Raw genomic sequence first — 25,708 nt, 5'->3', positions numbered from 1 at the left:
GTCAGGGCCAGGGAGGCAAAAGGGCGGGGCGGCGTTTAGGCCGAGGGTTACTACAGCCGGAAATTCACTGTCCGTTAACCCGCACCGTACGATCCCTGTTGCGTACCTGTTGCGTAAACCCTTGACTTTGCGCGCTTTATCCCGTATAGGTTGTGTCATGCTAGAAGAAGTGGGCGAACGGCCTCGGGGTTACCCGGTGGCCGTTCTTTCGTTTCTCTCGTGCGGAGAACACTCACGCATGAGGTCACAGGCAAACATGACTTTGATTACCCCGGAAGAGCGGATTTCCCAGACGGCTGAACTGTTGCAGTCCCTGGAAAGGTCCATTCGCGATCTGCGGCAAGCGGCAGAAGACCTGCGCAAACAGATCGGTGCCGGGGAGGATGCAGATCTTGCTGGTTCAGCCAAGCAACTCGGTCAGCTGGAGGGGCTGATCCGAAGTTGCCAGAAAGTGGAGACAAGCTTTGTCGAACAACATTACAGACAAGCCGGAATTGCCCAAGGAGGGTACGCGCTCGACCTTGAGCGGGCCCGATTTGAGATCGGGTGCAGGCTGGCTCGCCTCCGCCAATGCTGCGGTGCGGGAGAGATTTCTGAGTGAGATCGGGGAGGGGGGACTGTGTGCCCTCCCTTTCCTGTTTGAATTCTGGGCGCTGCCGCATCAATTGCCGCCTGAGGGCGACTGGCGGTCCTGGGTGATCATGGGCGGGCGTGGCGCGGGCAAAACGCGGGCAGGGGCCGAATGGGTCAGATCGATGGTCGAGGGGTCGAAACCGCTGGACAAGGGCGAGGCCAGCCGCGTGGCGCTGGTGGGTGAAACATTCGATCAGGTGCGCGATGTCATGATCTTTGGCGACAGCGGGATATTGCAATGCTCGCCCCCGGATCGGCGGCCCAAGTGGAAGGCATCCGAACGCAAGCTGATCTGGCCCAACGGGGCCGAGGCGCAGGCGTTTTCAGCACATGATCCCGAAGGGTTGCGCGGGCCGCAATTTGATGCGGCCTGGGTGGATGAGCTGGCCAAGTGGAAGAAGGCGGGCGAGACCTGGGATATGCTGCAATTTGCGCTGCGCTTGGGCGAGAGGCCCCGGGTCTGCGTGACCACAACGCCGCGCAATGTGAAGGTTTTGAAGGATTTGCTGGCGTCGCCGTCCACCGTGCAGACCCATGCGCCGACCGAAGCGAACCGGGCCAATCTGGCGGCGTCTTTTCTGGAGGAAGTGCGCGCGCGCTATGCAGGCACGCGGCTGGGGCGGCAGGAGCTGGACGGGGTGCTGCTGTCAGACGCGGAAGGCGCGCTGTGGACGGGTTCGATGCTGGAGGCGGCGCGCTGCACGCAGGTGCCCGAATTGGATCGCATCGTGGTGGCGCTGGACCCGGCGGTGACGTCTGGGTCAGGCGCGGATGCCTGCGGGATCGTGGTGGTTGGGGCGCAGGTACAGGGGCCGCCTGAGGCGTGGCGCGCCTATGTGCTGGCTGACCGAACGGTGCAGGGCGTGGGCCCGGCAGGCTGGGCGCAGGCGGCGATTGACGCGATGGATGAGTTCGGGGCCGAACGGCTGGTGGCCGAGGTCAATCAGGGCGGGCAACTGGTTGAAGAGGTGGTGCGGCAGGTGGACCCTCTGGTGCCTTATCGGGCGGTACGGGCTTCGCGCGGCAAGGTCGCGCGGGCCGAGCCCGTGGCGGCGCTGTACGAACAGGGGCGGGTGCGCCATGTGGCCGGGTTGGACGCGTTGGAGGAGCAGATGTGCCAGATGACCGCGCGCGGGTTTGAAGGGCAGGGCTCGCCCGACCGGGTCGATGCGCTGGTCTGGGCGTTGCATGAGTTGATTGTGGGGCCTGCGGGGGTGTATCGGAGGCCTAGGGTGCGGGCGTTGTGAGGGCAAGGGCATGAAATCCACACTTTTGAAATTACTTGAGGACTGTTAGGCCGCCTTCGTCTTTAGGGTGTTTATTTTGACACATTAACAACTTTTGATTTAACCGGGTTTGGCTATCTTGAGTTTTGATCTTCAAAATCAAATTGAAACAAGAGCTTATAGCTCCTACTTGTAAGTTCACTGAGGCATCCATGAAGAAAAAACTGTATTTGTTGGCAATCAGTTCGGGCATATTTTTCTTTGTTCTCGCCCTCTATTTCTTCGGCCACGCGATGTGGGACTTCCACGATGACGTCAATAATTTTGGCATAGCCTACAAGTTCTTCGCGGCGAAAATTTGCGCAATTTTTGGCTTGTTACTCATGACGTCAGTCTTGTTCAACGTTGTCGAAAGGTTTGTTTTTGCGCCGCTGATAATCTTGATAAGCGGCGCAATCGTGCTGCTTGTCGGTTTTTATGTGGTCAAAGACGAACCTTGGAGGTTTCAATACGTCGACGAAGTTGGGTTTCGCGTGCCGCGGGGATACGCTTCTGGTTTAGGCAATGAAGCGCCGGGCGCAGCTTTGATGGCTGTAATCTGCATTGATGATTTGAGCCCCGCTCGTAAACAAAATGGTGAACATTGCGAAGACACATACTTTTACTTGGCGCACACTACGTTCCCATTCTATCGAGTGCTTAGCGAAGATAGGGAAACATCGTGCACCACATATTCGGGCGGCGAAAGTTGTCGTTCCACAATCGACACTGAGATGGGACAACTGAATTATGGAGTAAAGTCCCTCGACGTAAGCCCCTTAGATGCGGAACAATATGAACGTAGGTTGCTTGAACTGATAAATAGTTGGCGGATTGAGAAAAACGCGGATGCGCTAAAGCAATGAGCTTTTAGACAACCCGTTGCCCTCCCCCCGTACGCCCCATTCCCAAGGCTTAAACGTCTTTCCGTCATAACTCCTTTCAACAAGCCGGGCAGAGCGGCGGCAGAAAGGAGCACAGATGGTATTCGATTTCTTGCGTCGTGGATCGGCTGGGAGCGCGCCCGAGGCGAAGGCGAGCGCGACGGGGCCTGTGGTGGCGTGGCAGACCGGCGGGCGCGTGGCGTGGAGCCCGCGGGACACGGTGTCGCTGACGCGGACGGGGTTTTCGGGCAATCCGGTGGGGTTTCGGTCGGTCAAGCTGATTGCTGAATCGGCGGCGGCTCTGCCTTTGATTTTGCAGGGTCAGGGGCAGCGTTTCGATGCGCATCCGATCCTGGCCCTGTTGCGACGCCCGAATGCGGCGCAGGGGCGGGCAGAGATGCTGGAAGCCCTGTTCGGGCAGTTGCTGCTGTCGGGTAATGCTTATGTCGAGGCGGTGCAGGCTGAGGACGGGCTGCCGGTTGAGCTGCATGTTCTGCGCTCGGACCGGATGAGCGTGGTGCCGGGGGCGGATGGGTGGCCCAAGGCCTATGATTACAGTGTCGGTGGCAAGACGCACCGGTTCGCGGCCGAGGCCATCTGTCATATCAAGACGTTCCACCCGCAGGATGATCACTACGGGTTCTCGCCGATGCAGGCGGCGGCGACGGCGATTGATGTGCACAACAGCGCCTCGCGGTGGTCGAAATCGCTGCTGGACAATGCCGCGCGGCCCTCGGGGGCGCTGGTGTGGAAGGGCGGTGATGGGCACGGAATGATGGCCGAGGAGCAGTTCCGCCGCTTGTCCGACGAGATCGAGCAGAACTATCGCGGGGCGCGCAATGCGGGTCGGCCGATGGTTCTGGAGGGGGGGCTGGATTGGAAGCCGATGGGCTTTTCCCCCTCGGACATGGAGTTTCAGAAGACCAAGGAAGCCGCCGCCCGCGAGATCGCGCTGGCCTTTGGGGTCCCGCCGATGCTGCTGGGGATACAGGGCGACGCGACCTATTCGAACTATCAGGAGGCCAACCGGGCGTTTTACCGCCTGACCGTGCTGCCCCTGGTGACGCGGGTGGCGGCGGCGGTGTCGGAGTGGCTGACGGGCTTTACCGGTGAGGATCTGATCCTGAAACCCGATCTGGATCAGGTAACGGCCCTGTCCGCCGAGCGGGATGCGCAATGGGCGCGGGTCAACCGGGCGGAATTCCTGAGCGATGTAGAAAAACGCAGGTTGCTGGGGTTGCCGGAGCGTGCCGATGGCTGAGGGGTATCCGCCGTTCGACTGCGCGCCGGGGCTACGTCTGGCCGCGCATGAGCGGGTGGCCGAGATCCAGCACGCGCATCTGTGCAGGCGGCTGGATCAGATCGAAGAGATGATGGAGAGGCTGGAGAAACGGCTGTGGCTGACGGTCTATGGCGTGGCCGCAGTGATCCTGGCGCAGGCGTTTCAGTCATTTCTGGTGGTAACGCCATAAGTTCAGTGGGTTACATGGAGAAGTTCATGGATTTAGAACATAAGTTCGCAGGGTTCGGTGACATCCTGTCAGTGACCGAGGATGCGATGATCGAAGGCTATGCCAGCCTGTTCGGGCAAGTCGATCAGGGCAGTGATACGGTGCAACGCGGGGCCTATCGCGCCTCGCTTGAGGGGCTCGCCAAGGCGGGTCAGCGGGTCAAGATGCTGTGGCAGCACGACCCGGCGCAACCCATTGGTGTCTGGGACGAGGTGCGCGAGGACGACAAGGGCCTGTGGGTCAAGGGTCGCCTGCTGGAAAGCACCCAGAAAGGCCGGGAAGCGGCCGAGCTGATCCGGGCGGGTGCGATGGATGGCCTGTCGATCGGCTATCGCACCAAACGGGCCGTAAAGAATGACAAGGGCCAGCGGGTCCTGACGGAACTGGAGCTGTGGGAGGTGTCGCTGGTGACCTTCCCGATGCTGCCCAGTGCGCGGGTGGCGGCAAAGGGGAGCGACCCCGACGCCGAGAACACCTGGCGCAGTATTGCCGAGGTGTTTGACCACGCCCGGCAGGAGCTGGCGCGGACCTAGCGCGCCTCAAACCCACCCAAAAACAGGACATGCTGATGAGCAAGACCGAGATCCCGGCCTTGACCGGAGAGGGTGCGCCCCTGGTTCAGGAGGTGAAGCAGGCGATGGCTGGCTTCGTGAATGAATTCAAGGGCCTGAAGGCTGAAGTTAAAACCAAATTGCAACAGACAGAAGAGCGACTGACCATGCTGGATCGTAAATCAACCATCGCGGCGCGCCCGCATCTTGCGGCCTCGACCCTGGACGGTGCCCCGCACCAGAAGGCGTTCGACGCCTATGTGCGCTCGGGCGAGGATGACGGGTTGCGCGGGCTGGAGATGGAGAGCAAATCGCTGTCCACAGCCGTCAACAGCGATGGCGGGTATCTGGTCGATCCGCAGACTGCCGAGACGATCAAGTCGGTTCTGAACGCAACTGCGTCGATCCGTTCGATTGCGTCGGTGGTGAATGTCGAGGCGAATTCGTTCGATGTGCTGATCGACCATACCGATGTCGGTGCCGGCTGGGCAGATGAGAATTCGGCCACTTCCGAAACCGGAACCCCGTCGATCGATCGCATCTCGATCCCGCTGCACGAGTTGAGCGCGCTGCCCAAAGCCTCGCAGCGCTTGCTGGATGACAGCGCGTTCGATGTCGAGGGCTGGCTGGCCGGTCGGATTGCCGACAAGTTCGCCCGTGCCGAGGCGGCGGCCTTTATCACGGGTGACGGTGTGGACAAACCCAAGGGTCTGATGATCCACCGTGCGGTTTCCGATGACACATGGTCCTGGGGTAGCCTGGGGTATGTTGCCACCGGCATCGATGGCGGCGTCGATGCGGATGCGATTGTCGATGTGGTTTATGCGCTGGGCGCGCAATACCGGGTCAATGGCACATTCGTCATGAACTCGAAAACGGCGGGTGTGATCCGCAAGCTGAAAGACAGCGATGGCCGTTTCCTGTGGTCGGACGGTCTGGCCGCCGGTGAGCCCGCGCGCCTGATGGGCTATCCGGTACTGATTGCCGAGGACATGCCGGACGCGGCCTCGGACAGCTTCTCGATCGCGTTTGGCGACTTCAAATCCGGTTACACCATCGCCGAGCGCCCCGATCTGCGCGTGCTGCGCGACCCGTTCAGCGCCAAGCCGCATGTCCTGTTTTATGCGACCAAGCGTGTGGGCGGCGATGTGAGCGACTTTGCAGCCATCAAGCTGGTGAAATTCGGCATCGCCTAAGCGGTGGCGAATCCGGGGGGCCATCGGCCCCTCGGGCGGCGGGCGCGGGCCGGGGTGAGATCCCCCGCGTTGTCTAGCTGCTCCCCTCCGTCCGAGCAACGTGGGGCGGCGCGTGCCCGTCATTTTCCTGACTGAGGCCCCCGGTGGGGTCCGAGATTGCGGAGTGAATGGATGATGTTGATCGAAGAAACCGCCATCGCGGATGCGGCGCTGCCGGTGGATCAGTTCAAGGCGCATCTGCGGCTGGGCAGGGGCTTTGCCGAGGATGACGTTCAGAACGAGGTGTTGAAGGGGTTCCTGCGGGCGGCCATGGCCGCGATTGAGGCGCGCACCGGTAAGGTTCTGATCGAGCGCGACTTTTCATGGAGCCTGAGCGGTTGGCGCGATCCGTCGGGCGAGGTTTTGCCGGTTGCTCCGGTGACATCGGTGCAGGCCGTGACGCTGACCGATGCGGCAGGTTCTGAAACCGTTGCGGATGCGGCGGTGTATCGGCTGGAACGCGATGGCCAGCGCCCGCGGTTGCGGCCGGTCGGGTCGGCCCTGCCTGCGATTGAAACGGGGGGTGCGGTGAAGATCTCCTTCACGGCCGGGATGGCCACGGATTGGGCCGGTTTGCCCGCCGATCTGGGCCAGGCGGTACTGTTGCTGGCCGCGCACTATTACGAATACCGGGACGAGACCGCGCTGGGCGCGGGGTGTATGCCGTTTGGCGTCACCAGCCTGATCCAGCGCTATCGGATGGTGCGCTTTGGTGCGGGGGTGGTGCAATGAATACGCCGCGTCTGAACCGCAAGCTGGTCCTTGAGGCCCCGATGCGCAGCGCTGACGGGGCCGGAGGATATACCGAGGCATGGGCCGCGCTGGGAACGCTGTGGGCCGAGGTCACGGCGCGCAGTGGCGCGGAACGGCAGATCGCCGGCGTTTCCGTCTCGCGCGTGGGGTATCGCATCGTGGTGCGGGGCGCGCCCGAGGGATCGACCATGCGCCCGGCGCCGGATCAGCGGTTTCGCGAAGGCAATCGCCGTTTCGTCATCCGCGCCGTGGCTGAGCGCGACGCGCGCGGCCAGTACCTGACCTGTTTCGCGGATGAAGAGGTGGCGGCATGAGTTATGGCGTATCAGCCGCCCTGCAGGCGGCGGTGTTTCAGCACCTGACCGGGGATGCGGATGTCAGCGGCCAGTCCGGTGGCGCGATCTATGACGCGGTGCCGACGGGAACGGTTCCGCAGACCTATGTGACATTGGGCCCGGAAGAGGTCCGCGACGCTTCGGACCGGTCGGGCGCGGGTGCGATCCACCGCTTTACGGTTTCGGTGGTGTCCGAAGCCGCCGGGTTTGGCGCGGCAAAGACGCTGGCTGGGGCGGTGTGTGACGCGCTGGACAATGCGCCGCTGGTTCTGAGCCGCGGGCATCTGGTCGGGCTGTGGTTCGAGCGCGCCTCGGCTCGGCGGACCGGGACCAGCGGCAGCATCCGCCAGATCGACCTGAGATTCCGCGCCCGCGTGGAAGACGACTAAGCAATCAACGGAGAGAGCACATGGCTGCCCAGAACGGAAAAGACCTTTTGGTCAAAGTGGATATGAACGGCACGGGCCTGTTCCAGACCATTGCGGGCCTGCGGGCCACGCGGATCAGTTTCAACGCCGAAAGCGTGGACGTCACCAGTCTGGAAAGTCAGGGGGGTTGGCGCGAGCTGTTGTCGGGGGCGGGGGTCAAATCGGCCTCGATTTCCGGCTCGGGCGTGTTCAAGGATGCAGGTACGGACGAACGTGCGCGGCAGCTGTTTTTTGACGGCGAGACCCCGGCGTTTCAGGTGATCATCCCCGATTTCGGCATTGTCGAGGGGGCGTTTCAGGTGACGGGCATCGAGTATGCGGGCTCACACAACGGTGAGGCGACCTATGAGATGAGCATGGCAAGCGCCGGTGCGCTGAGCTTTACGGCGCTGTAATCGCATGGCCAATCCGTGGACGGGCGAGGTGGCACTGACCATCGATGGAGAGCGGCGGGTGCTCAAGCTGACGCTGGGCGCTTTGGCGGAACTGGAGCAGGAGCTGAACACCGGATCCCTGGTCGAGCTGGTGCAGCGGTTCGAGGGTGGCGCGTATTCCAGCAGTGACGTGCTGGCGCTGATCGTTGCCGGATTGCGGGGCGGGGGCCGGGATACCAGCCGCGCCGACCTGCTTCATGCCGAAATCGAGGGCGGCCCGATGGCTGCGGCCAAAGCGGCGGCCGAGCTGCTGGCCCGCGCCTTTATGGTGCCGGAAACGACATGAGCGGGTTCGACTGGCCCGCCCTGATGCGGGCCGGGTTTCTGGGGCTGCGGCTGACGCCGGACCAGTTCTGGCGTCTGACCCCGGCAGAACTGCGGCTGATGCTGGGGCAGGGCGCCGGGATGCCCGCGATGAACCGGGCAGGCCTTGACGCGCTGCTGGCCGCCTTCCCGGACAAGCAACAAGGAGAGCGTGATGACGGATCGTGACGGGTTTGACGACTTGCAGGAACGGGGCGCAGCGCTGGGCGATGCCCTGGGTGATGCTGCGACGATGGCCGCGGCGTTTGACAGCCAGATGAAGCGGATCAGCGCCGCGTTCGAGGAAACCGGCAAGGATGTCGCCACGTTGGAGCGGGGCATGTCCAGCGGTTTGCGCAAGGCGTTCGATGGCGTGGTTCTGGACGGGATGAGCCTGTCGGGCGCGCTGGATGTGCTGAAGAACTCGCTGATCCAAACGGCTTATGCCGCCGCAATCAAGCCGGTGACGGACCATTTTGGCGGATTGCTGGCAAACTCGGTCGGCGGGTTGGTGCAGGGTCTTCTGCCCTTTGCCGATGGTGGCAGTTTCAGCCAGGGCCGGGTGATGCCCTTTGCCAATGGCGGCGTGGTCAGCAGCCCGACGATGTTTCCGATGCGGGGCGGCACCGGGCTGATGGGCGAGGCCGGCCCTGAGGCGATCATGCCGCTGGCGCGCGGCGCGGACGGCAAGCTGGGCGTGCGCACGCAGGGCGGCGGGCGTTCGGTGAATGTGGTGATGAACATCACGACCCCGGATGTGCAGGGGTTCCGCCGCTCGCAGGGACAGATTGCAGCACAGATGAGCCGTGCGTTGGGGCGCGGCAATCGCAACAGGTAAATCAGGGAGCAGGTGATGACTTTCCACGAGGTGAGATTTCCCGCCAGCCTGAGCTTTGGCTCGGTCGGGGGGCCCGAACGGCGCACGGATATTGTGACGCTGGCCAACGGGTTCGAAGAGCGCAACACGCCCTGGGCCCATTCCCGGCGCAGGTATGATGCGGGGCTGGGGATGCGCTCGCTGGACGATATCGAGACGCTGATTTCGTTCTTCGAGGCGCGGCAGGGCCAGATATATGGGTTTCGCTGGAAGGACTGGTCGGATTTCAAATCCGGCAAGGCCACGCTGGATGTCGATGTCGGAGATCAGGTTATCGCACGCGGCGACGGTGTGCGGACTGTGTTTCAGCTGATCAAGACCTATAGCTCGGGCGGGGTCAGCTATGCCCGCCCCATCGTCAAGCCGGTGCTGGGGACGGTGCGTCTGGGGCTGGATCAGGATGAGATCCGGGAGGGTGTGGAATTCGAGGTTGATCTGGCAACCGGCCGGATCACCTTTGCCGACCCGCCACCGGAAGAGGTGGATATCACCGCCGGATTCGAATTCGATGTACCGGTGCGGTTTGACACCGACAAGATCCATACCAGCGTCGCCAGTTTTCAGGCCGGAGAGGCGCCGAACGTTCCTGTGGTCGAGGTGCGTGTCTGATGGCTGTGGATGAACAGGGCCTGCACGCGCATCTGCAAAGCGGAATGACCACCGTGTGCCGGTGTTGGGCGATCAGACGCCGGGATGGTCAGGAATACGGGTTCACCGATCATGATCTGGAGCTTGGCTTTGACGGATTGACGTTCCGGGCCAGCACCGGATTGACGGCGGCGGCCATCGAACAGGCCACCGGCCTGTCCATTGACAACACCGAAGCCATGGGCGCGCTGTCGGATGCGGCCATTCGCGAGGAGGATATCGAGGCGGGGCGGTTCGACGGGGCCGAAGTGCGCGCGTGGCTGGTCAACTGGGCCGACCCGGATCAGCGTATCCTTCAGTTCCGGGGCTCGATCGGGGAATTGCGGCGCGCAGGCGGTGCATTCCACGCCGAGTTGCGTGGCCTGACAGATTTGCTGAACCGCCCGTTGGGGCGCGTGTATCAGAAGCCTTGTACTGCCGTATTGGGGGACCGGACCTGTCGGTTCGACATGGATACGCCCGGCTATTGGATTGAGGGCGCCGTCACCGGTTTTGATGGCGGAACCGTTCTGCTTGTTGCGGGCGGGGCAACCATCGATGACGGCTGGTTCGAACGCGGCAGGGTCGACGTTGTGTCGGGAGCGGCGAAGGGGCTCTGGTCATCAGTCAAGCATGACCAGCAGGTGGCGGACGGGCGGCAGATCACGCTCTGGTCCGGTTTCGGGGAAAGCCTGGTGCGGGGTGACACGGTCAGGCTGCGGGCGGGGTGCGACAAACGCATGGAGACCTGTCGTTTGAAGTTCAACAACCTGCTGAACTTTCAGGGCTTTCCCGATCTTCCGGGCGAAGACTGGGTGATGGCCGTTCCCAAACAGAGCAAAGCCAACAGCGGAGGGAGCCTGAGGTGACGATACACAGGCAGGATATTGTCGCAGAAGCGCGTAGCTGGCTGGGGACGCCTTATGTGCATCAGGCCTCGACCAAGGGGGCGGGCACGGATTGTCTGGGCCTGCTGCGCGGCGTCTGGCGCGCCGTGATCGGGCAGGAGCCCGAGGCGGTTCCGGTCTACAGTCTGGACTGGTCCGAGCCGCAGGGCGAGGAACGCATGTGGGCGGCGGCGCGGCGGCATCTGGTCGAAAAACCGGCCGCCGATTTTGCGGTCGCAGATGTGCTGCTGTTCCGGATGCGCGATGGCAGCGTGGCCAAACATCTTGGCATCGTCAGCGTCGCAGGCCCGGAACCAAGGTTCATTCACGCCTATTCCGGCCATGGCGTCGTCGAGAACGCGCTGAGCGGCCCATGGCGCCGCAGGGTCGTTTCCTGTTTCGAATTCCCGTTGGAGGTGCTCTGATGGCTACTATTCTTCTTTCCGCAGCCGGGGCGGCGCTGGGCGGGTCAATTGGCGGAACGGTCGCGGGCCTGTCCACCGCGATCATCGGCCGGGCCATTGGCGCGACGGTTGGGCGGGTCATCGACCAGAGGTTCTTCAGCCAGTCCGTCATGGGCAGTGGCAGCGAAGTCGTCGAAACAGGCCGCATGGACCGGTTCAGGCTGACGGAAACCGGCGAGGGTGCACCGGTGACCACGGTCTTTGGGCGTATGCGCGTGGGTGGTCAGGTCATCTGGGCGTCGGACTTTCTTGAGACCGAGACCCGGGAAACGCAGGGCGGCGGAGGCGGGGGCAAAGGCAAACCCAAGGCCCCCGAAGTGACCACCGTCAGCTACAGCTATTCGATTTCGCTGGCCATTGCCGTTGGTGCAGGCGAGATCGCCGATGTCGGGCGCATCTGGGCAGACGGGGAAGAACAGGACCGATCCGGGCTGAACATGCGCATCTATCACGGCACGCAGGATCAGTTGCCCGATCCCCTGATCGAAGCAATCGAAGGGGCGGGTACGGTGCCGGCCTATCGCGGTACAGCCTATGTCGTGATCGAGGATTTCCCGCTTGCGAGTTTTGGCAACCGGGTGCCGCAGTTCTCGTTCGAGGTGGTGCGCCCCGCGCAGCGCGACATGCCGGATTACCCAAGCGCCCTGCCGCAGATCGTGCGGGGCGTGGCGGTGATTCCGGGTACGGGCGAGTATGCGCTGGCCCGTTCGCAGGTGAATTATACGCAATCCGGGACAAGCTGGGCGGCCAATGTGCATTCCGCGTCGGGTGTATCGGATCTTGTGAGCTCGACCCGTGCACTGGAGACCGAACTGCCAAATTGCGACGCGGCCTCGTTGGTGGTTTCGTGGTTCGGTGACGATCTGAGATGCGGCACATGCAGGATCCGGCCCAAGGTCGAACAGAGCGACACGGACAGCCGCAACATGCCGTGGATCGTGTCGGATCAGGTCCGCAGCACGGCGGGCCAGGTCGCGCGGCAGGACGGCCGCCCGGTCTATGGCGGAACACCCGCAGACCCGGCGGTGGTCGAGGCGATCCGACACCTCAACCAGTCGGGAAAACGGGTCATGTTCTATCCGTTCATCCTAATGGAGCAATTGCAGGGAAACGGGCTGCCCGATCCCTGGTCAGAGGCCACAAGTCAGCCCCACCTGCCTTGGCGGGGACGGATCACGCTGGATGTGGCGCCGGGGCGCGCGGGGTCTGCTGATCAGACCGCGGCGGCGGACGCGCAGGTGGCCGCGTTCTTTGGGACGGCAAGTGCTGCGGATTTTACGATCAACGAAGGTTTTGACGCCCCGGTGGACATCGGCGGCGGCAGCGGCAGCAGTGGCTCGGGCCCGGTGCTTGGCGGGCGGCCGGATGATCGCGGGCCTGGCGATTTGCAATGGGTAAACGGTGGCGGCACGTTTGGCGGCTTGCTTGGCAATGGTCCGGTTCCGGCCACGAAGATCGTCAAATACTCTGGCCCGCAGGAATGGGGCCTGCGCCGGTTCATTCTGCACTATGCCATGTTGTGCAAAGCGGCTGGTGGGGTGTCATCCTTCTGTATCTCGTCCGAGATGCGTGGCCTGACCCAGATCCGCGGGGCCTCGGGGTTTCCCGCCGTTGCGCAACTGCGTGCGCTGGCGGCAGAGGTGCGCCAGATTCTGGGCCCGGACACCAAGATCGGCTATGCGGCGGATTGGAGCGAGTATTTCGGATACCAGCCGGATGGAAGCGGAGACAGGTATTTTCACCTCGACCCGTTATGGGCGGATGATAACATCGATTTCATTGGCATCGACAACTACGTGCCTTTGTCTGACTGGCGTGATGGAGAAAACCACGTGGACGCCGAGGCAGGTGCGCCGTCGGTCTACGACCTTGGGTATCTGCGCGGCAATATCGAGGGGGGCGAGGGGTATGACTGGTATTATGCCGCGCCGGAAGAGGCCGAGGCACAGATCAGAACGCCCATCGAAGATCAGGAGCATGATGAGCCATGGGTCTGGCGCTACAAGGACATGCGCGGCTGGTGGTCAAATCTGCATCACGAGCGGATCGGCGGTGTTCGTCAGCCCAATCCGACCGACTGGGTGCCCGGATCAAAGCCGATCTGGTTTACCGAGTTGGGATGTGCGGCAATCGACAAGGGCACGAACCAGCCGAACAAGTTTCTGGATCCGAAATCGTCTGAATCGCTGTTGCCTGCATATTCAAACGGGCTGCGTGACGATTTCATTCAGGTTCAGTACCTGGCGGCGACCCTTGGATATTGGAGCGACCCGAACGTCAACCCGGTGTCGCAAGTCTATGGCGGACCAATGCTGGACCTGGCGAATGCCTATGTCTGGGCGTGGGATACCCGCCCGTTTCCGACCTTTCCAAATCTGCGAAGCCAGTGGGATGATGGGTCAAACTATGACCGGGGGCATTGGCTGAACGGCCGGTCCGGCTCGCGGACGCTGGCCTCGGTCGTGACTGAAATTTGCCACGCGGCAGGGGTGACAGATATCGATGTTACCGGGCTTTATGGCGTGGTTCGGGGATATGTCATCGAAGATGTGACAAATGCGCGGTCGGCTTTGCAGCCGCTGATGCTGCGCTATGGGTTCGACGCGATCGAACGGAACGGCATCTTGCGCTTTCAGATGCGGGATGGCTATGGCGCGATTGCCCTGAACCCCGATCATCTGGCGATCAGCGGTGATCTGGATGGCACGGTTGAACACCGGCGTGAAGCCGAGGCCGAGATGACGGGCCGCGTGCGCCTGCGCTTTGTCCAGTCGGATGCGGATCACGATCTGGTTGCGGAAGAGGCAGTTCTGCCCGAGGACAGCACGCATTCTGTCTCGGTCAATGAGATGCCGTTATCCATGACACGCACCGAAGGCCGGCAAACGGCTGAGCGCTGGTTGAGCGAGGCCCGTGTTTCCCGCGATACGGTGCGGTTTGCCTTGCCGCCATCGCTGCTGCATCTGGGCGCAGGTGATCTGGTGCGGTTGTCAGAAACCGAAAACAGCCCCCTTTACCGGATTGACCGACTGGAATCGGCCGATCTGCAACTGGTCGAGGCGGTTCGGGTTGAACAGGGCGTGTATAAGGCATCGCAATTGCGCGACGACCCGGCGGTTGTCAGACCCTATGCCGCGCCCGTTCCCGTGCTGCCGATGTTTCTGGACCTGCCGCTGATCACCGGGGCAGAGGTCCCGCATGCACCTTATCTTGCGGTGACCGCTGATCCCTGGCCGGGGGCCGCGACGGTTTATTCCTCCTCAACCGATGAGGGGTACAGCCTGAGTGATGTGATCCCCGGTCAGGCCATTGTGGGCGTGACCGAAACACCGCTGAGGCGCGCCAGTATCGGCGTCTGGGACGAAGGCCCGGCCGTGAAGGTGCGGCTGTTGGCCGGTCAGTTGGAATCGCGTCCGCGTGGCGCGGTTCTGAACGGTGTCAATCTGGCGGCCATCGGCGACGGAACACCCGGCAACTGGGAGGTGTTCCAGTTCTCGGATGCCACGCTTGAGTCCCCCGGCGTTTACGCGTTGTCCGGGCGGTTGAGAGGCCAGTTGGGGTCGGATGCCCTGATGCCGGATGTCTGGCCGGACGGGTCCATATTCGTGTTGCTGAACGATCAGGTGCAGCAGACCAACCTGTTGCGCAACGAGCGGGGATTGGCCAAACACTATCGCATCGGCCCGGCGACCCGTGGTTACGATGATCCGGCTTACCAGCACCTGATCGCCTCATTCGACGGCAATGGTTTGCGCCCGTTTTCCCCGGTTCACCTCCGGGTGCGATCCGACGCAACCGGCGATCACCTGACCTGGGTGCGGCGCACCCGGTTGGATGGGGATGACTGGTCAGGGCTGGAGGTTCCACTGGGCGAGGAAAGCGAATCCTATCTTGTGCGTGTCTTTGCTGGGGGAACCCTTGTCCGTGAAGAGATGACATCCCTGCCAGGGTGGTCCTATTCGGCGGCATTGAAGGCGGCAGATGGTCTGACCGGGTCATATGAGGTCGGGATTGCGCAGGTGTCGGCCATTTACGGCCCCGGTGCGATGGCGCAACTGGTTGTCGGGTAAGCGGCCCGATGCGACCGCTATTGCACGGTGATGTAAGTGCCGCGGCGCGCGCCTTGTTGGCGGCGCCGCCGCCAGAGCGGACCCGCTTATGCGTCCGGATGATCCATGAGGCGGAACTGGCCGACAATCACCGCGCACGCACGGGTCGGCTGCATCCGGTTTACGGCAACGGATCGTTGATGGCGGTTGCGCGCAACCGGGTGCTGGCCGATGAGCCGGGGTTTGACGATTTGCAATATTGTCAGTGTTTCTCGCTGGTTTTGCACCATCTTGCCGAGTTTCTGATCACCCAGTTGCGCAGCTGACGCATTTGCTGGCGGCCAGATCCAGATACAATCGCCCATCGGGAATACGGTCGCCGCAATCCTCGCAATAGCCGTATTCCCCCTCGTCCAGACGCTTTAACGCGACCTGAAGGCGGCGGGTTTCGACATTGCGATTCACCTGTTGCGCCTTTGCCATCGCCTGGTTTTGCAACGCATCCATAAGGCTGAGCCGACCAACCGCCTGCTGATCCAGTTCAACAACGGCCTGAGCCTGCTGGCCTGATGCGGACAATTGATCCAGTTCGGCCAGACGCTCGTGAATTCGTGTTTCAAAATATGCGCGTTCGGACTCATTCATTTTCGTTGTATCGCGGATCACGGGTTTGCGTTTGGCCTTTTTGCCACTAAATGGCATTCTAGGCGCAGCAAAGGATCAAAAGCTATGTTTGAAAAACGCAGCCCCGTGACACCGGTCGATCCGGTCTGGAACCGTATCACATCCGAGGCCCAAGCAGCCGTCGAGACAGAGCCGCTTATGGGCGGGCTTGTGCACGCCTGTATCCTGCATCACCGCAGCCTTGAGCGTGCACTGTCCTATCGGATCGCGGCCAAGCTGTGTTCGAACGAAATGTCGATGATGGTTCTGCGCGAGATCGTGGACGAGGCTTATGCAAACGATCCCGGTTTGCTGGAAGCCGCCCGCGCCGATCTGATGGCGGTTTACGAGCGTGATCCGGCCTGCCATCGGTTGTTGCAGCCCATTCTGTATTTCAAGGGCTATCAGGCCATGCAGGCCTATCGCGTCGCGCATTGGCTGTGGCGCAAGGGGCGTTATGATCTGGCCTATTTCTTCCAGATGCGATCGTCGGAGATTTTCGGCATCGATATTCACCCGGCCGCGAGGATCGGCAAGGGGATCATGATCGACCACGCCCATTCCATCGTCATCGGTGAAACCGCCGTGGTCGGAGACAACGTGTCGATGCTGCATTCGGTGACGCTGGGCGGAACCGGCAAGGAAGAGGAAGACCGCCATCCCAAAATCGGAGACGGTGTTCTGATCGGGGCCGGGGCAAAGGTTCTGGGCAACATCAAGGTCGGCCATTGCAGTCGTATCGCCGCCGGTTCGGTGGTGTTGCAGGACGTTCCGCCGTGCAAGACCGTTGCCGGTATCCCGGCCAAGATCGTGGGCGAGGCCGGATGCGATCAGCCGTCGATCTCGATGGATCACATGCTGGGCAAAGATCAGTAGGTTGATTTGAACTAACAAAAAAGGCCGCCTTGATATTCGAGGCGGCCTTTTTTTTGCGAGCTCGGTATGGCTTACGCCAGCATGACCATCGGGTTTTCCAGATTGTCGACAATGGCCTTGAGCAGCTCGGCCCCCAGCGCGCCGTCGATGACCCGGTGATCAACGGACATGGTGACAGACATCACCGTTGCCACGGTCAGCTCGCCATCATCCCCGACAACCGGTTTCTTGACGCCGGTGCCGACGGCCAGAATACCGGCATGGGGCGGGTTCACGATGGCGTCGAAATTGTCGATGCCGAACATGCCCAGGTTCGAGATGGCAAAGGTGCCGCCCTGATATTCATGCGGAGCCAGCTTGCGTTCGCGTGCGCGGGCGGCAAGGTCTTTCATCTCGGTCGAAAGGGCTGACAGGGATTTCATGTCAGCATCTTGCAGGACCGGCGTGAACAACCCGCCTTCGATTGCGACGGCAACAGCCACATCTGACGGTTTCAGTTGCAGCACCCGGTCACCTGCCCAGACGGCATTACAAGCCGGAACCTGCTGCAACGCGTTGGCGACAGCCTTGATGATGAAGTCATTGACGCTTAGCTTGACGCCGCGGCCTTCGAGTTGCTTGTTCAACTGACCACGGAAATTCAGCAGCGCATCAAGCTTGATATCGCGGCGCAGGTAGAAATGCGGAATGGTCTGTTTGGCCTCGCCCAGACGTGCGGCGATGGTTTTGCGCATACCGTCGAGCTTGATTTCCTCGTACGGGCGGCCTTCGTACATCCGCGCGACCATATCCGCCGATGGACCAGACGGAGCTGCTGGGGCAGCTGCGGGCGCGGCGGCGGCGGGAGCAGTGGCAGGAGCTGCTGCCGGAGCGGTGGCAGTTGCGCCTTCAACATCAACCTTGACGATGCGACCATGCGGGCCGGAACCGGCAATCTGCGTCAGGTCGAGACCTTTTTGCGCAGCAATCCGGCGGGCCAGAGGCGAGGCAAAAATCCGACCACCATCAGCCTTGGCCGGAGCGGCCGGGGCAGGGGCGGCCGCCTCGGGTGCCGCCGGCGCGGCAGCCTCGTTGCCCGCGACGGCTGCGGGGGCAGCCGCCGTGGCTGCAGCCGGGGCCGTGCCAATGTCATCGGCGCTTTCGCCATCTTCCAGCAGAACCGCGATGGCGGTGTTGACCTTGACCCCTTCGGTCCCCTCGGGGATCAGGATCTTGCCGATGGTGCCTTCGTCAACGGCCTCGAACTCCATCGTGGCCTTGTCGGTTTCGATCTCGGCCAGCAGGTCACCGGAGGAGACGGTGTCGCCTTCCTTGACCAGCCATTTGGCGAGCGTGCCTTCCTCCATCGTCGGGGACAGGGCGGGCATCAGAATTTCTGTAGGCATCTGTCTGTCGCTCCTTACCGGTAGGTCACTTGTTTGACGGCGGCGATCACCTCATCGGTGGTGGTCAGGGCCAGCTTTTCGAGATTGGCGGCATAGGGCATCGGAACGTCCTTGCCGGTGCAGTTGATGACCGGTGCGTCGAGGTAATCAAACGCCTCCTGCATCACGACCGAACTGATGTAGCTGCCGACGGACCCCTGCGGCCAGCCTTCTTCCACTGTCACCAGACGGTTGGTCTTCATCACCGAGTTGATGATGGCGCCAGTGTCCATCGGGCGGATGGTGCGCAGGTCGATCACTTCGGCGCTGATACCATCTTCGGCTAGCTTGTCGGCGGCTTCCAGCGCGTATTGCATGCCGATGCCAAAGCTGACGATGGTCACGTCCGAGCCCTCGCGCCAGATGCGGGCCTTGCCCAGCGGAATGGTCAGGTCATCCACCTGCGGCACCTCGAAAGAGCGACCGTAGAGGATTTCGTTTTCCAGGAACACAACCGGGTTGGGGTCGCGGATGGCCGATTTCAGCAGACCTTTGGCATCAGCAGCCGAATAGGGCATGACGACCTTCAGACCGGGGATCTGCATGTACCATGCGGCGTAGTCCTGGCTGTGCTGTGCGGCCACGCGGGCGGCGGCTCCGTTGGGGCCCCGGAACACGATGGGGCAACCCATCTGACCACCGGACATATAGAGCGTTTTGGCCGCAGAGTTGATGATCTGGTCAATCGCCTGCATGGCGAAGTTGAAGGTCATGAATTCGACAATCGGTTTCAGACCGCCGAAGGCCGAACCCACCGCGATACCGGCAAACCCGTGTTCGGTGATCGGGGTGTCGATCACGCGTTTGGAGCCAAATTCATCCAGCAGGCCCTGCGAGATTTTATAGGCCCCCTGATATTCGGCGACTTCCTCGCCCATCAGATAGACGTTTTCATCGCCGCGCATTTCCTCGGCCATTGCATCGCGCAAGGCTTCGCGCACGGTTTCGGACTTCATCTCAGCATCCGCGGGCCAGTCGGGTGACAGGTCCACCGCCGGAGCAGCGGGGGCTGCTGCGGCAGGAGCCGGGGCCGCGGTTGCTGTGGGGGTGGCCTCGGGCGCCGCTGCGGCTGCGGGGGCTGCTGCGGGCAAGGCTGAGGCGTCTTCGCCTTCTTCGACCAGCACCGCGATGGGGGTGTTCACCTTGACCCCTTCGGTGCCCTCAGTGATCAGGATCTTGCCAACGATGCCTTCATCGACGGCCTCGAATTCCATTGTTGCCTTGTCGGTTTCAATCTCGGCCAGGATATCGCCCGAGGATACGGTGTCGCCTTCCTTGACCAGCCATTTGGCCAGCGTGCCCTCTTCCATCGTGGGGGAAAGGGCGGGCATGAGAATTTCGGTTGCCATGTCTTATTCGTCCTCTCAGGCGTAAATATCAGTCCAGAGCTCTTCGACCGAAGGCTCGGGGCTTTCTTTCGAGAATTCGGCGGCCTGATTGACGATCTCCTTGATTTCCTTGTCGATCGCTTTCAGGTCATCCTCGGTCGCGTGCTTGCCGGTCAGCAGCAGCTCACGCACATGTTCGATCGGGTCGCTTTGTTCGCGGACCTTCTGAACCTCTTCGCGGGTACGGTACTTGGCCGGGTCAGACATCGAGTGGCCGCGATAGCGGTAGGTCTTGATTTCCAGGATATAGGGGCCTTTGCCCGCGCGGCAGTGCGCGACAGCCTTTTCGCCTGCTTCCTTGACCGCCAGCACATCCATGCCATTGACGATCTCGCCCGGAATGCCGAATGCCTCGCCGCGATGGAAGATGTCCTTGGTCGAGGTCGAGCGGGACTGAGCGGTGCCCATGGCGTACTGGTTGTTCTCGATCACGAAAATCACCGGCAAGCCCCAGATGGCCGCCATGTTGAAGGTCTCATACACCTGACCCTGGTTCGCGGCACCGTCCCCGAAATAGGTGAAGGTCACGCGGCCGTTTTCCTTGTACTTGTCGGCAAATGCCAGCCCCGCGCCCAGCGGAACCTGCGCGCCGACGATACCATGCCCGCCGTAGAAGTGCTTTTCTTTCGAGAACATGTGCATCGAGCCGCCCTTGCCTTTGGACAGGCCACCGATGCGCCCGGTCAGTTCGGCCATCACGCCGCCCGGATCCATGCCACAGGCCAGCATGTGACCGTGGTCGCGATACGAAGTGATGCGCTTGTCGCCTTCCTCTGCAGCGGCCTCAAGCCCGACAACAACGGCCTCTTGTCCGATATAAAGGTGGCAGAACCCGCCGATCAGGCCCATGCCATAAAGCTGACCGGCCTTTTCCTCGAATCGGCGGATCAGCAGCATCTCGCGGTAGTATGTCTGGAGTTCTTCCGCAGAAACATTTGGTTTCTTTGTGGTTTTTCGCGCAGCCATCGTGGCGATCTCCCCCTTTCGGACAGATAGTTTAGCGTTAAACTATCTCATAAAGCATTTGGGGCTTTCTGGCGAGGGGAAATGTGACGCAGCGTTCGGCGCGGCGCATCCCGGCCGAAACGCCGGGCGTGTGTTGCTTTTTCTGAAAAGGGTCCTTGATCAGCGGATCACAATTTCGTCCGACCGGATCATACCCAGAACCGAGCGCGCCTGCTGGTCCAGCAGGTCCAGATCCAGATAGGTGTCGGACAGACGCCGTGTCAGGTTTTCCATCTCGGCGATTTTGACATTCAGTTTTTCCAGACTGCGTGACAGAGCGTCCCGTTCCGCCGCAATTTCGACCCGCCGAAACAGGCCGTAATCCCCCTGAACGGCGGCAAAGGTGAAATACACACCTAGCATGAAAGCCACCGAGAAGAAGAGAACTGCACCCAAACCGGGCCGATGGGAACGGGACACTCTGTTTACCGCCGTATGAAAACTTGCCTCAATAACGGGCTCTTTCCGAGCCTCTGATCGCACTATGTCACAGGCGATTCGGGTTGTGAATCCCCTGATTCGGTTTTTTCATCAGTATTTCGTGTGCGTCCCGGTCAAAGCTCAGCGCCAGGACTGAAGCTGCTGATTTCTTGCAAGCGTCTGCTCTTTCATACAGGTCCAGTAGAACATCGGCGCAGCGCTGCCGCCGCCGGATAGTTCCTTGTCGCAAGTGGCGTCCCGCGCCTTAAGCCACGCACGTTGTTCCGCCAGAAGGGCATCGCCGTTGCCGCGCGCATCAGCGACCGGCTTGATCTGTTTCCATAACCGGTTGAGGTCGCGGTCAACGGCTTCCCATTGTTCCTTGGCACAGAAATTTGCGTCAAGCTGTGTCTGGCCACCGCAACTGGATTGTGCCGTTGCAGGCCACGGCATTGCAAGAAGGATGAGCAGGTATAATGACCTCATGGTATAATCCCCCAATCAAATAGGGGATAATACCATGAACCGTGACAAACGGCCAAATGCGGCCAGCGTCACTTATTGTTCCAGCGCAGCGACACCGGGCAGGGTTTTGCCTTCCATCCATTCAAGGAACGCACCGCCTGCGGTCGAGATATAGGTGAAATCCGTGGCCGCACCCGACGCGTTCAGCGCCGCAACCGTGTCACCGCCACCCGCGACCGAAATCAGCTGACCTGACCGGCTGAGGGCTGCGGCTTTCAGGGCCGCGGCATTGGTGGCCGTGTCGAACGGCTCCAGCTCGAACGCGCCCAGCGGGCCGTTCCAGATCAGGGTCTGGCTTTTGTCGAAAATCGCGGTAATCGCGGCGACGCTTTCAGGGCCCGCGTCCAGGATCATGCCATCCTCGGGGCACTGGTCGGCTGGCAGAACCTTGTGGGGTGCGTTGGCTTCGAATTTCTCGGCCACCACAATGTCACGCGGCAGGACGATCTGGCAGCCCGAGCTTTCGGCTTTGGCCAGAATTTCGGCTGCGGTGTCCTTCATTGCGGTTTCAGCCAGTGATTTGCCAACGCTGATGCCTTGGGCGACAAGGAATGTGTTCGCCATGCCACCACCGATCACCAGGTAATCGACCTTGTCGATCAGATTGCCCAGCAGTTCCAGCTTGGTCGAGACCTTGGCGCCGCCGACAACCGCCGTTACCGGGCGCTTGGGCGCACCCAGCGCGCTTTCCAGCGCCTGCAACTCGGCCTGCATCAGACGGCCCGCACAGGCGGGCAGCAGACGGGCGATGGCCTCGGTCGAGCTGTGGGCGCGGTGCGCGGCTGAAAACGCATCGTTGCAATAGACATCCCCCAGCTTGGCCATGCCAGCGGCCAGATCGGCGTCGTTCTTGGTTTCGGCCGCGTGATAGCGCGTGTTTTCGAGCAGCAGGACCTGACCGGGTTGCAAGGCTCCGGCGGCCAGTTCCGCCTCGGCCCCGACGCAATCGGCGGCAAACAGAACCTTGGCACCAAAAGCGCTTTCCAAAGTCGGGACCAGTTGTTTCAGTGACAGGCTTTCACGCCGTTCGCCACCAGGACGGCCAAAATGGGCCAGAAGGATCGGTTTGCCGCCAGCGGCCAGAATATCGCGCACCGAGGGGACGATCCTTTGGATACGGGTGGCGTCGGTCACAACACCGTCAACCACGGGCACGTTGATATCCACACGCACCAGCACGCGTTTGCCGTTCAGGTCCATATCGTCCAGTGTTTTCCAGCCCATTGTGCGATCCTTGTCGTTGGCAACCGATTTAGGCGGTTCTTTTCCTGCATTTTGCCCTCAGGTCAATGCGTCACTTGGCATTCGCACGCGTGCGTCATAGGTATTTGCGCAAGATAAACGACAGGAGGGCCTCATGGCCGAGATCAAAGACCCCGAAAACACAATCATCATCGAGCTGAAAGGCGGCAATGTCGTCATCGAGCTGCTGCCGGATGTAGCGCCTTTGCACAGTGCGCGGATGAAGGAACTGGCCCGTGGCGGTGAATATGACAACGTGGCGTTTCACCGTGTGATCGACGGTTTCATGGCGCAAACCGGCGACGTGCAGCATGGCGATATGGAAGACGGGTTCAACCTGCGCATGGCGGGCACCGGCGGTTCGTCACTGCCGAATGTTCCGGCAGAATTTTCCAAGCTGCCCCATGATCGCGGCACGCTGGGCGCGGCGCGCTCGCAGAACCCGGATTCGGCCAATTCGCAGTTCTTCATCAACTTCAAGGACAATCACTTCCTGAACGGTCAGTACACGGTCTATGGCCGGGTCATCGACGGGATGGAGCACGTCGATGCGATTGTACGCGGCGAGCCGCCTGCAAGCCCGGACCGCATGATCAGCGTCAAGGTGGCCGCAGATGCATAAACTGGCTGCGGCTTTTGCCCTGCTGGCAAGCCCGGCGCTGGCCAGCGGTTTGCAGATCGAGGTCGAAGGGGAAGGGGCCAATGGCACAATCTCGATCGACCTGTTCGAAGATGTGGCACCCCAGCATGTGGAACAGATCACCGCTCTGGCTGCTGACGGTCAGTATGACGGCGTCGTGTTTCATCGCGTAATCGATGGCTTCATGGCGCAAACCGGCGACGTGCAATACGGCAACTCGGGCGCGGACGGCTTCGACATGCGCTATGCCGGGCGCGGCGGGTCGGATCGCGCGGATCTGCCGGCCGAGTTCTCGGACGTGAGTTTTGACAGGGGTGTTGTCGGCATGGCCCGGTCCAGCGATCCGGATTCGGCCAATTCGCAGTTCTTCATCATGTTCGCCCCCGGCCCGTTTCTGGACGGCCAGTATACCGTGGTTGGTCAGGTGACCGACGGTATGGATGTGGTCGACGCGATCAAGCGGGGCGATGGCCAGAACGGTGCGATCATCGGTGCACCGGATGTGATGAAAAAAGTTACCGTTACCGAATAAGATGATTTAGCCCGGCTCAAGCGCCGGGCTTTTTCTTTGGCCTATTGATCGATGAAATCGCGGATGGCACGGGTATAGGCACCGGGATCCTGAAAAGATGCGAAGTGGCTGACATCATCCAGAACAAGCAACTTGGCGCCCGGAATCGCGTCAGCAATTGCTTGTGAATGCGCCATCAGAATGGCCTCGTCATGTGCGCTTTGAACCACAAGTGTCGGGACGGTGATCGATGACAGCGCCTCAAGCCCACCGGGTTTTTCGGTGCCCCACATGGCGGCCACCCCACCAAGGAATGCCTCGAACCCGTCAGGAGTCGGGGACATGGCCGCATAATCTTGCGCCATCATGCCCACATAAGTGCCAAACACCTCGTTGGTTTCCACCGAAGGATCGATCCCGTCCAGTGTGACATTGCCTGCATGGGCAAAGTGACTGGCCAGCCGATCCGGGTTGGTTGTCGAGATTGAATACCCGATATTTGCCCCGTCGGACCAGCCGACCAAGTGCACCTGATCGACCCCCAGATGATCCAGCAGCGCCAGATAATCCTGCGACAACAACGCGTAGGAATAGGGGCTGCCATCGTTGGTGGATCGTCCATGGCCGCGCGTATCCGCCACAATCACCCTGTGGTCCTGCGACAGGTCGGCAACCTGCGCGGCCCAGACATCGCCATGGGCAAGCCCACCGTGGATCATCAGAACCGGGGTGCCGCCCGCCTCGCCATACGTGGCGTAATACATGTCTATGCCGTTGATCTCTACCGTGCCCGCTTCGGTGGCGGCGGGCATCTGGGGGGCTTGCGGGATGCTCAGCCATTTGTCTTCGGCCCAGCCTGCCGTCGCGGCGCAGCTTAGGAAAAGTGCTGTGGTAAATATCTTCATTGTATCCTCCCGTTGAACCAAAGGCCGTGACCTAGCCAGATTTGACGGAAGGATACCGTGTTTTTCAGAAAACGGGATAATTACCTTTCCCGCGCGGATCAGTCATCCGAGGACATTGCCTTCCAGATCAAAGCGCCGATTGCGCCGCCAATCAGGGGGGCCACCCAGAACAGCCAGAGCTGAGCCAAAGCAGGGCCGTCGGCAAACAGGGCAACGCCGGTTGAGCGCGCCGGGTTGACGGAGGTATTTGTCACCGGGATTGAGATCAGGTGGATCAGGGTCAGCGCCAGACCGATGGCAATCGGAGCGAACCCTGCAGGTGCCTTGTCCGACGTCGCGCCCAGAATGATCAGAATGAAGAAAGCCGTCATCACGATTTCGATGATCAAAGCCGACATCAACGAATATCCCTGTGGCGAGGCCTCACCATACCCGTTTGACGCGAACCCACCGACACCAGCGAAATCGGGTGCGCCACTGACGATCAGGTACAGAACCACTGCGGCGGCAATTGCGCCAATGACCTGTGCAACCCAATAGGGCAGAAGGTCTTTGGCCGGAAACCGCCCTCCAATCATCAGGCCCAAACTGACCGCCGGGTTGAAATGCCCGCCCGAGATTGGGCCGACCGTGTAAGCCATCGTCAAAACGGTAAGGCCAAAGGCAAAGGAAACACCAAGCCAGCCGATGCCGACATCTGCCACACCAGCCGCCAGAACGGCACTGCCGCAGCCCCCCAGAACCAACCAGAACGTGCCGAAGAACTCGGCAAGTAGTTTCGATGACATAGAAAATCCTCCGCCCAATAATGAGGTTAACCGTAATTCAAGAATTAGCTTATGTTAAATTGTTGCGAACGGGGAATTTTTTTCG

At 61.3% G+C, this 25,708-nt stretch carries 30 protein-coding genes and 2 pseudogenes; 23 read left to right on the top strand and 9 right to left on the bottom strand.

Features of this window, described 5'->3' with window-relative positions:
• The first annotated feature begins 256 nt into the window (after nucleotides 1-256).
• The 20 genes and pseudogenes from ACR3E2_RS06730 to ACR3E2_RS06635 all read left to right on the top strand — a co-directional run bounded on the left by ACR3E2_RS06730 (nucleotide 257) and on the right by ACR3E2_RS06635 (nucleotide 15,562).
• Nucleotides 257-601, top strand: coding sequence for a hypothetical protein (locus tag ACR3E2_RS06730; protein WP_480473381.1), 345 nt, complete (start codon nucleotides 257-259; stop codon nucleotides 599-601).
• Nucleotides 537-1,880 (top strand): DNA-packaging protein, encoded by a 1,344-nt coding sequence (locus tag ACR3E2_RS06725; protein WP_480492714.1) that lies wholly within the window; start codon nucleotides 537-539, stop codon nucleotides 1,878-1,880. The genes ACR3E2_RS06730 and ACR3E2_RS06725 overlap by 65 nt, the downstream gene beginning before the upstream one ends.
• A 191-nt stretch (nucleotides 1,881-2,071) precedes the next feature.
• Nucleotides 2,072-2,764, top strand: a complete 693-nt coding sequence (locus ACR3E2_RS06720; RefSeq protein WP_480480399.1) for a hypothetical protein — start codon at nucleotides 2,072-2,074, stop codon at nucleotides 2,762-2,764.
• A 115-nt stretch (nucleotides 2,765-2,879) separates the two neighbouring features.
• Complete coding sequence (locus ACR3E2_RS06715; RefSeq protein ID WP_267365008.1) at nucleotides 2,880-4,043, top strand: phage portal protein; 1,164 nt, start codon at nucleotides 2,880-2,882, stop codon at nucleotides 4,041-4,043.
• A complete protein-coding gene (locus tag ACR3E2_RS06710; RefSeq protein WP_480480401.1) occupies nucleotides 4,036-4,254 on the top strand; it encodes a GTA head formation protein, RCAP_rcc01685 family in 219 nt (72 codons plus the stop codon). The genes ACR3E2_RS06715 and ACR3E2_RS06710 overlap by 8 nt, the downstream gene beginning before the upstream one ends.
• Nucleotides 4,255-4,268: 14 nt before the next feature.
• Nucleotides 4,269-4,826 (top strand): HK97 family phage prohead protease, encoded by a 558-nt coding sequence (locus ACR3E2_RS06705; RefSeq protein WP_480480403.1) that lies wholly within the window; start codon nucleotides 4,269-4,271, stop codon nucleotides 4,824-4,826.
• Between the two features lie 35 nt (nucleotides 4,827-4,861).
• Nucleotides 4,862-6,040, top strand: coding sequence for a phage major capsid protein (locus ACR3E2_RS06700; protein ID WP_267365002.1), 1,179 nt, complete (start codon nucleotides 4,862-4,864; stop codon nucleotides 6,038-6,040).
• A 171-nt stretch (nucleotides 6,041-6,211) separates the two neighbouring features.
• Nucleotides 6,212-6,811, top strand: a complete 600-nt coding sequence (locus tag ACR3E2_RS06695) for a head-tail connector protein (protein ID WP_480480405.1) — start codon at nucleotides 6,212-6,214, stop codon at nucleotides 6,809-6,811.
• Entirely contained in the window at nucleotides 6,808-7,146 is a 339-nt protein-coding gene (locus tag ACR3E2_RS06690; protein WP_480480407.1) for a phage head closure protein, read from the top strand. Before ACR3E2_RS06695 ends, ACR3E2_RS06690 begins: the two co-directional genes overlap by 4 nt.
• Nucleotides 7,143-7,556: a DUF3168 domain-containing protein gene (locus ACR3E2_RS06685; protein WP_480480409.1), complete on the top strand. Its 414-nt coding sequence runs from the start codon at nucleotides 7,143-7,145 to the stop codon at nucleotides 7,554-7,556. Before ACR3E2_RS06690 ends, ACR3E2_RS06685 begins: the two co-directional genes overlap by 4 nt.
• A gap of 20 nt (nucleotides 7,557-7,576) precedes the next feature.
• Nucleotides 7,577-7,990, top strand: a complete 414-nt coding sequence (locus ACR3E2_RS06680) for a phage major tail protein, TP901-1 family (RefSeq protein ID WP_267364994.1) — start codon at nucleotides 7,577-7,579, stop codon at nucleotides 7,988-7,990.
• A 4-nt stretch (nucleotides 7,991-7,994) separates the two neighbouring features.
• Nucleotides 7,995-8,315, top strand: a complete 321-nt coding sequence (locus tag ACR3E2_RS06675) for a gene transfer agent family protein (protein WP_267364992.1) — start codon at nucleotides 7,995-7,997, stop codon at nucleotides 8,313-8,315.
• Complete coding sequence (locus ACR3E2_RS06670) at nucleotides 8,312-8,521, top strand: rcc01693 family protein (RefSeq protein ID WP_480480411.1); 210 nt, start codon at nucleotides 8,312-8,314, stop codon at nucleotides 8,519-8,521. Before ACR3E2_RS06675 ends, ACR3E2_RS06670 begins: the two co-directional genes overlap by 4 nt.
• On the top strand, nucleotides 8,508-9,170 hold the full coding sequence (locus tag ACR3E2_RS06665) for a phage tail tape measure protein (protein ID WP_480480413.1): 663 nt from the start codon (nucleotides 8,508-8,510) through the stop codon (nucleotides 9,168-9,170). The genes ACR3E2_RS06670 and ACR3E2_RS06665 overlap by 14 nt, the downstream gene beginning before the upstream one ends.
• Before the next feature lie 15 nt (nucleotides 9,171-9,185).
• Nucleotides 9,186-9,818: a phage distal tail protein, Rcc01695 family gene (locus ACR3E2_RS06660; protein ID WP_480480415.1), complete on the top strand. Its 633-nt coding sequence runs from the start codon at nucleotides 9,186-9,188 to the stop codon at nucleotides 9,816-9,818.
• Nucleotides 9,818-10,705 carry a DUF2163 domain-containing protein gene (locus ACR3E2_RS06655; protein ID WP_480480417.1) on the top strand — a complete coding sequence of 296 codons (888 nt, stop codon included), beginning with the start codon at nucleotides 9,818-9,820 and terminating at the stop codon, nucleotides 10,703-10,705. The genes ACR3E2_RS06660 and ACR3E2_RS06655 overlap by 1 nt, the downstream gene beginning before the upstream one ends.
• Entirely contained in the window at nucleotides 10,702-11,148 is a 447-nt protein-coding gene (locus ACR3E2_RS06650) for a C40 family peptidase (RefSeq protein ID WP_480480419.1), read from the top strand. The genes ACR3E2_RS06655 and ACR3E2_RS06650 overlap by 4 nt, the downstream gene beginning before the upstream one ends.
• Nucleotides 11,148-12,479 (top strand): annotated as a pseudogene (locus tag ACR3E2_RS06645) (baseplate multidomain protein megatron); the annotation flags it as partial. The gene ACR3E2_RS06650 and the pseudogene ACR3E2_RS06645, both read left to right, overlap by 1 nt.
• A gap of 162 nt (nucleotides 12,480-12,641) precedes the next feature.
• Nucleotides 12,642-15,257, top strand: a pseudogene (locus tag ACR3E2_RS06640) (baseplate multidomain protein megatron); the annotation flags it as partial.
• Nucleotides 15,258-15,265: 8 nt separating this feature from the next.
• Nucleotides 15,266-15,562: a DUF7742 family protein gene (locus ACR3E2_RS06635; RefSeq protein WP_480480421.1), complete on the top strand. Its 297-nt coding sequence runs from the start codon at nucleotides 15,266-15,268 to the stop codon at nucleotides 15,560-15,562.
• On the opposite strand, the gene ACR3E2_RS06630 is transcribed toward ACR3E2_RS06635, so the two are convergent.
• Complete coding sequence (locus ACR3E2_RS06630) at nucleotides 15,543-15,938, bottom strand: TraR/DksA family transcriptional regulator (RefSeq protein ID WP_480492701.1); 396 nt, start codon at nucleotides 15,936-15,938, stop codon at nucleotides 15,543-15,545. The two genes, ACR3E2_RS06635 and ACR3E2_RS06630, sit on opposite strands and share 20 nt — an antisense overlap.
• Nucleotides 15,939-15,965: 27 nt before the next feature.
• Here ACR3E2_RS06630 and cysE point away from each other — a divergent pair, with 27 nt between their 5' ends.
• Nucleotides 15,966-16,775, top strand: a complete 810-nt coding sequence (gene cysE, locus ACR3E2_RS06625) for a serine O-acetyltransferase (protein WP_267364267.1) — start codon at nucleotides 15,966-15,968, stop codon at nucleotides 16,773-16,775.
• A 71-nt stretch (nucleotides 16,776-16,846) separates the two neighbouring features.
• Here cysE and ACR3E2_RS06620 read toward each other — a convergent pair whose 3' ends face one another.
• The 6 genes from ACR3E2_RS06620 to ACR3E2_RS06595 form a co-directional block, all read right to left on the bottom strand.
• Nucleotides 16,847-18,160, bottom strand: coding sequence for a pyruvate dehydrogenase complex dihydrolipoamide acetyltransferase (locus ACR3E2_RS06620; RefSeq protein ID WP_480480425.1), 1,314 nt, complete (start codon nucleotides 18,158-18,160; stop codon nucleotides 16,847-16,849).
• A gap of 14 nt (nucleotides 18,161-18,174) precedes the next feature.
• On the bottom strand, nucleotides 18,175-19,548 hold the full coding sequence (locus ACR3E2_RS06615) for a pyruvate dehydrogenase complex E1 component subunit beta (RefSeq protein ID WP_480480427.1): 1,374 nt from the start codon (nucleotides 19,546-19,548) through the stop codon (nucleotides 18,175-18,177).
• A 15-nt stretch (nucleotides 19,549-19,563) separates the two neighbouring features.
• Entirely contained in the window at nucleotides 19,564-20,553 is a 990-nt protein-coding gene (pdhA, locus tag ACR3E2_RS06610; RefSeq protein ID WP_209503593.1) for a pyruvate dehydrogenase (acetyl-transferring) E1 component subunit alpha, read from the bottom strand.
• A 159-nt stretch (nucleotides 20,554-20,712) separates the two neighbouring features.
• Nucleotides 20,713-21,012, bottom strand: coding sequence for an FtsB family cell division protein (locus ACR3E2_RS06605; RefSeq protein WP_480480429.1), 300 nt, complete (start codon nucleotides 21,010-21,012; stop codon nucleotides 20,713-20,715).
• Between the two features lie 141 nt (nucleotides 21,013-21,153).
• Nucleotides 21,154-21,498, bottom strand: coding sequence for a lysozyme inhibitor LprI family protein (locus tag ACR3E2_RS06600; protein WP_480480431.1), 345 nt, complete (start codon nucleotides 21,496-21,498; stop codon nucleotides 21,154-21,156).
• Between the two features lie 72 nt (nucleotides 21,499-21,570).
• Nucleotides 21,571-22,761 (bottom strand): phosphoglycerate kinase, encoded by a 1,191-nt coding sequence (locus ACR3E2_RS06595; protein WP_480480433.1) that lies wholly within the window; start codon nucleotides 22,759-22,761, stop codon nucleotides 21,571-21,573.
• 133 nt (nucleotides 22,762-22,894) lie between these two features.
• On the opposite strand from ACR3E2_RS06595, the gene ACR3E2_RS06590 reads away from it, so the two are divergent.
• Together ACR3E2_RS06590 and ACR3E2_RS06585 are read left to right on the top strand one after the other, a co-directional pair.
• On the top strand, nucleotides 22,895-23,401 hold the full coding sequence (locus tag ACR3E2_RS06590) for a peptidylprolyl isomerase (RefSeq protein WP_209503601.1): 507 nt from the start codon (nucleotides 22,895-22,897) through the stop codon (nucleotides 23,399-23,401).
• Complete coding sequence (locus tag ACR3E2_RS06585; protein ID WP_480480435.1) at nucleotides 23,394-23,951, top strand: peptidylprolyl isomerase; 558 nt, start codon at nucleotides 23,394-23,396, stop codon at nucleotides 23,949-23,951. Before ACR3E2_RS06590 ends, ACR3E2_RS06585 begins: the two co-directional genes overlap by 8 nt.
• A 41-nt stretch (nucleotides 23,952-23,992) precedes the next feature.
• Here the strand turns inward: ACR3E2_RS06585 and ACR3E2_RS06580 are convergent, their stop codons facing one another.
• Both ACR3E2_RS06580 and aqpZ read right to left on the bottom strand, forming a co-directional pair.
• Complete coding sequence (locus tag ACR3E2_RS06580; RefSeq protein ID WP_480480437.1) at nucleotides 23,993-24,835, bottom strand: alpha/beta fold hydrolase; 843 nt, start codon at nucleotides 24,833-24,835, stop codon at nucleotides 23,993-23,995.
• 98 nt (nucleotides 24,836-24,933) lie between these two features.
• A complete protein-coding gene (gene aqpZ, locus ACR3E2_RS06575) occupies nucleotides 24,934-25,623 on the bottom strand; it encodes an aquaporin Z (RefSeq protein ID WP_209503607.1) in 690 nt (229 codons plus the stop codon).
• Between the last annotated feature and the right edge of the window lie 85 nt (nucleotides 25,624-25,708).

This window comes from Ruegeria sp. AL7 (assembly GCF_056536105.1).
This window is presented reverse-complemented; position numbering and strand designations above follow the sequence as displayed.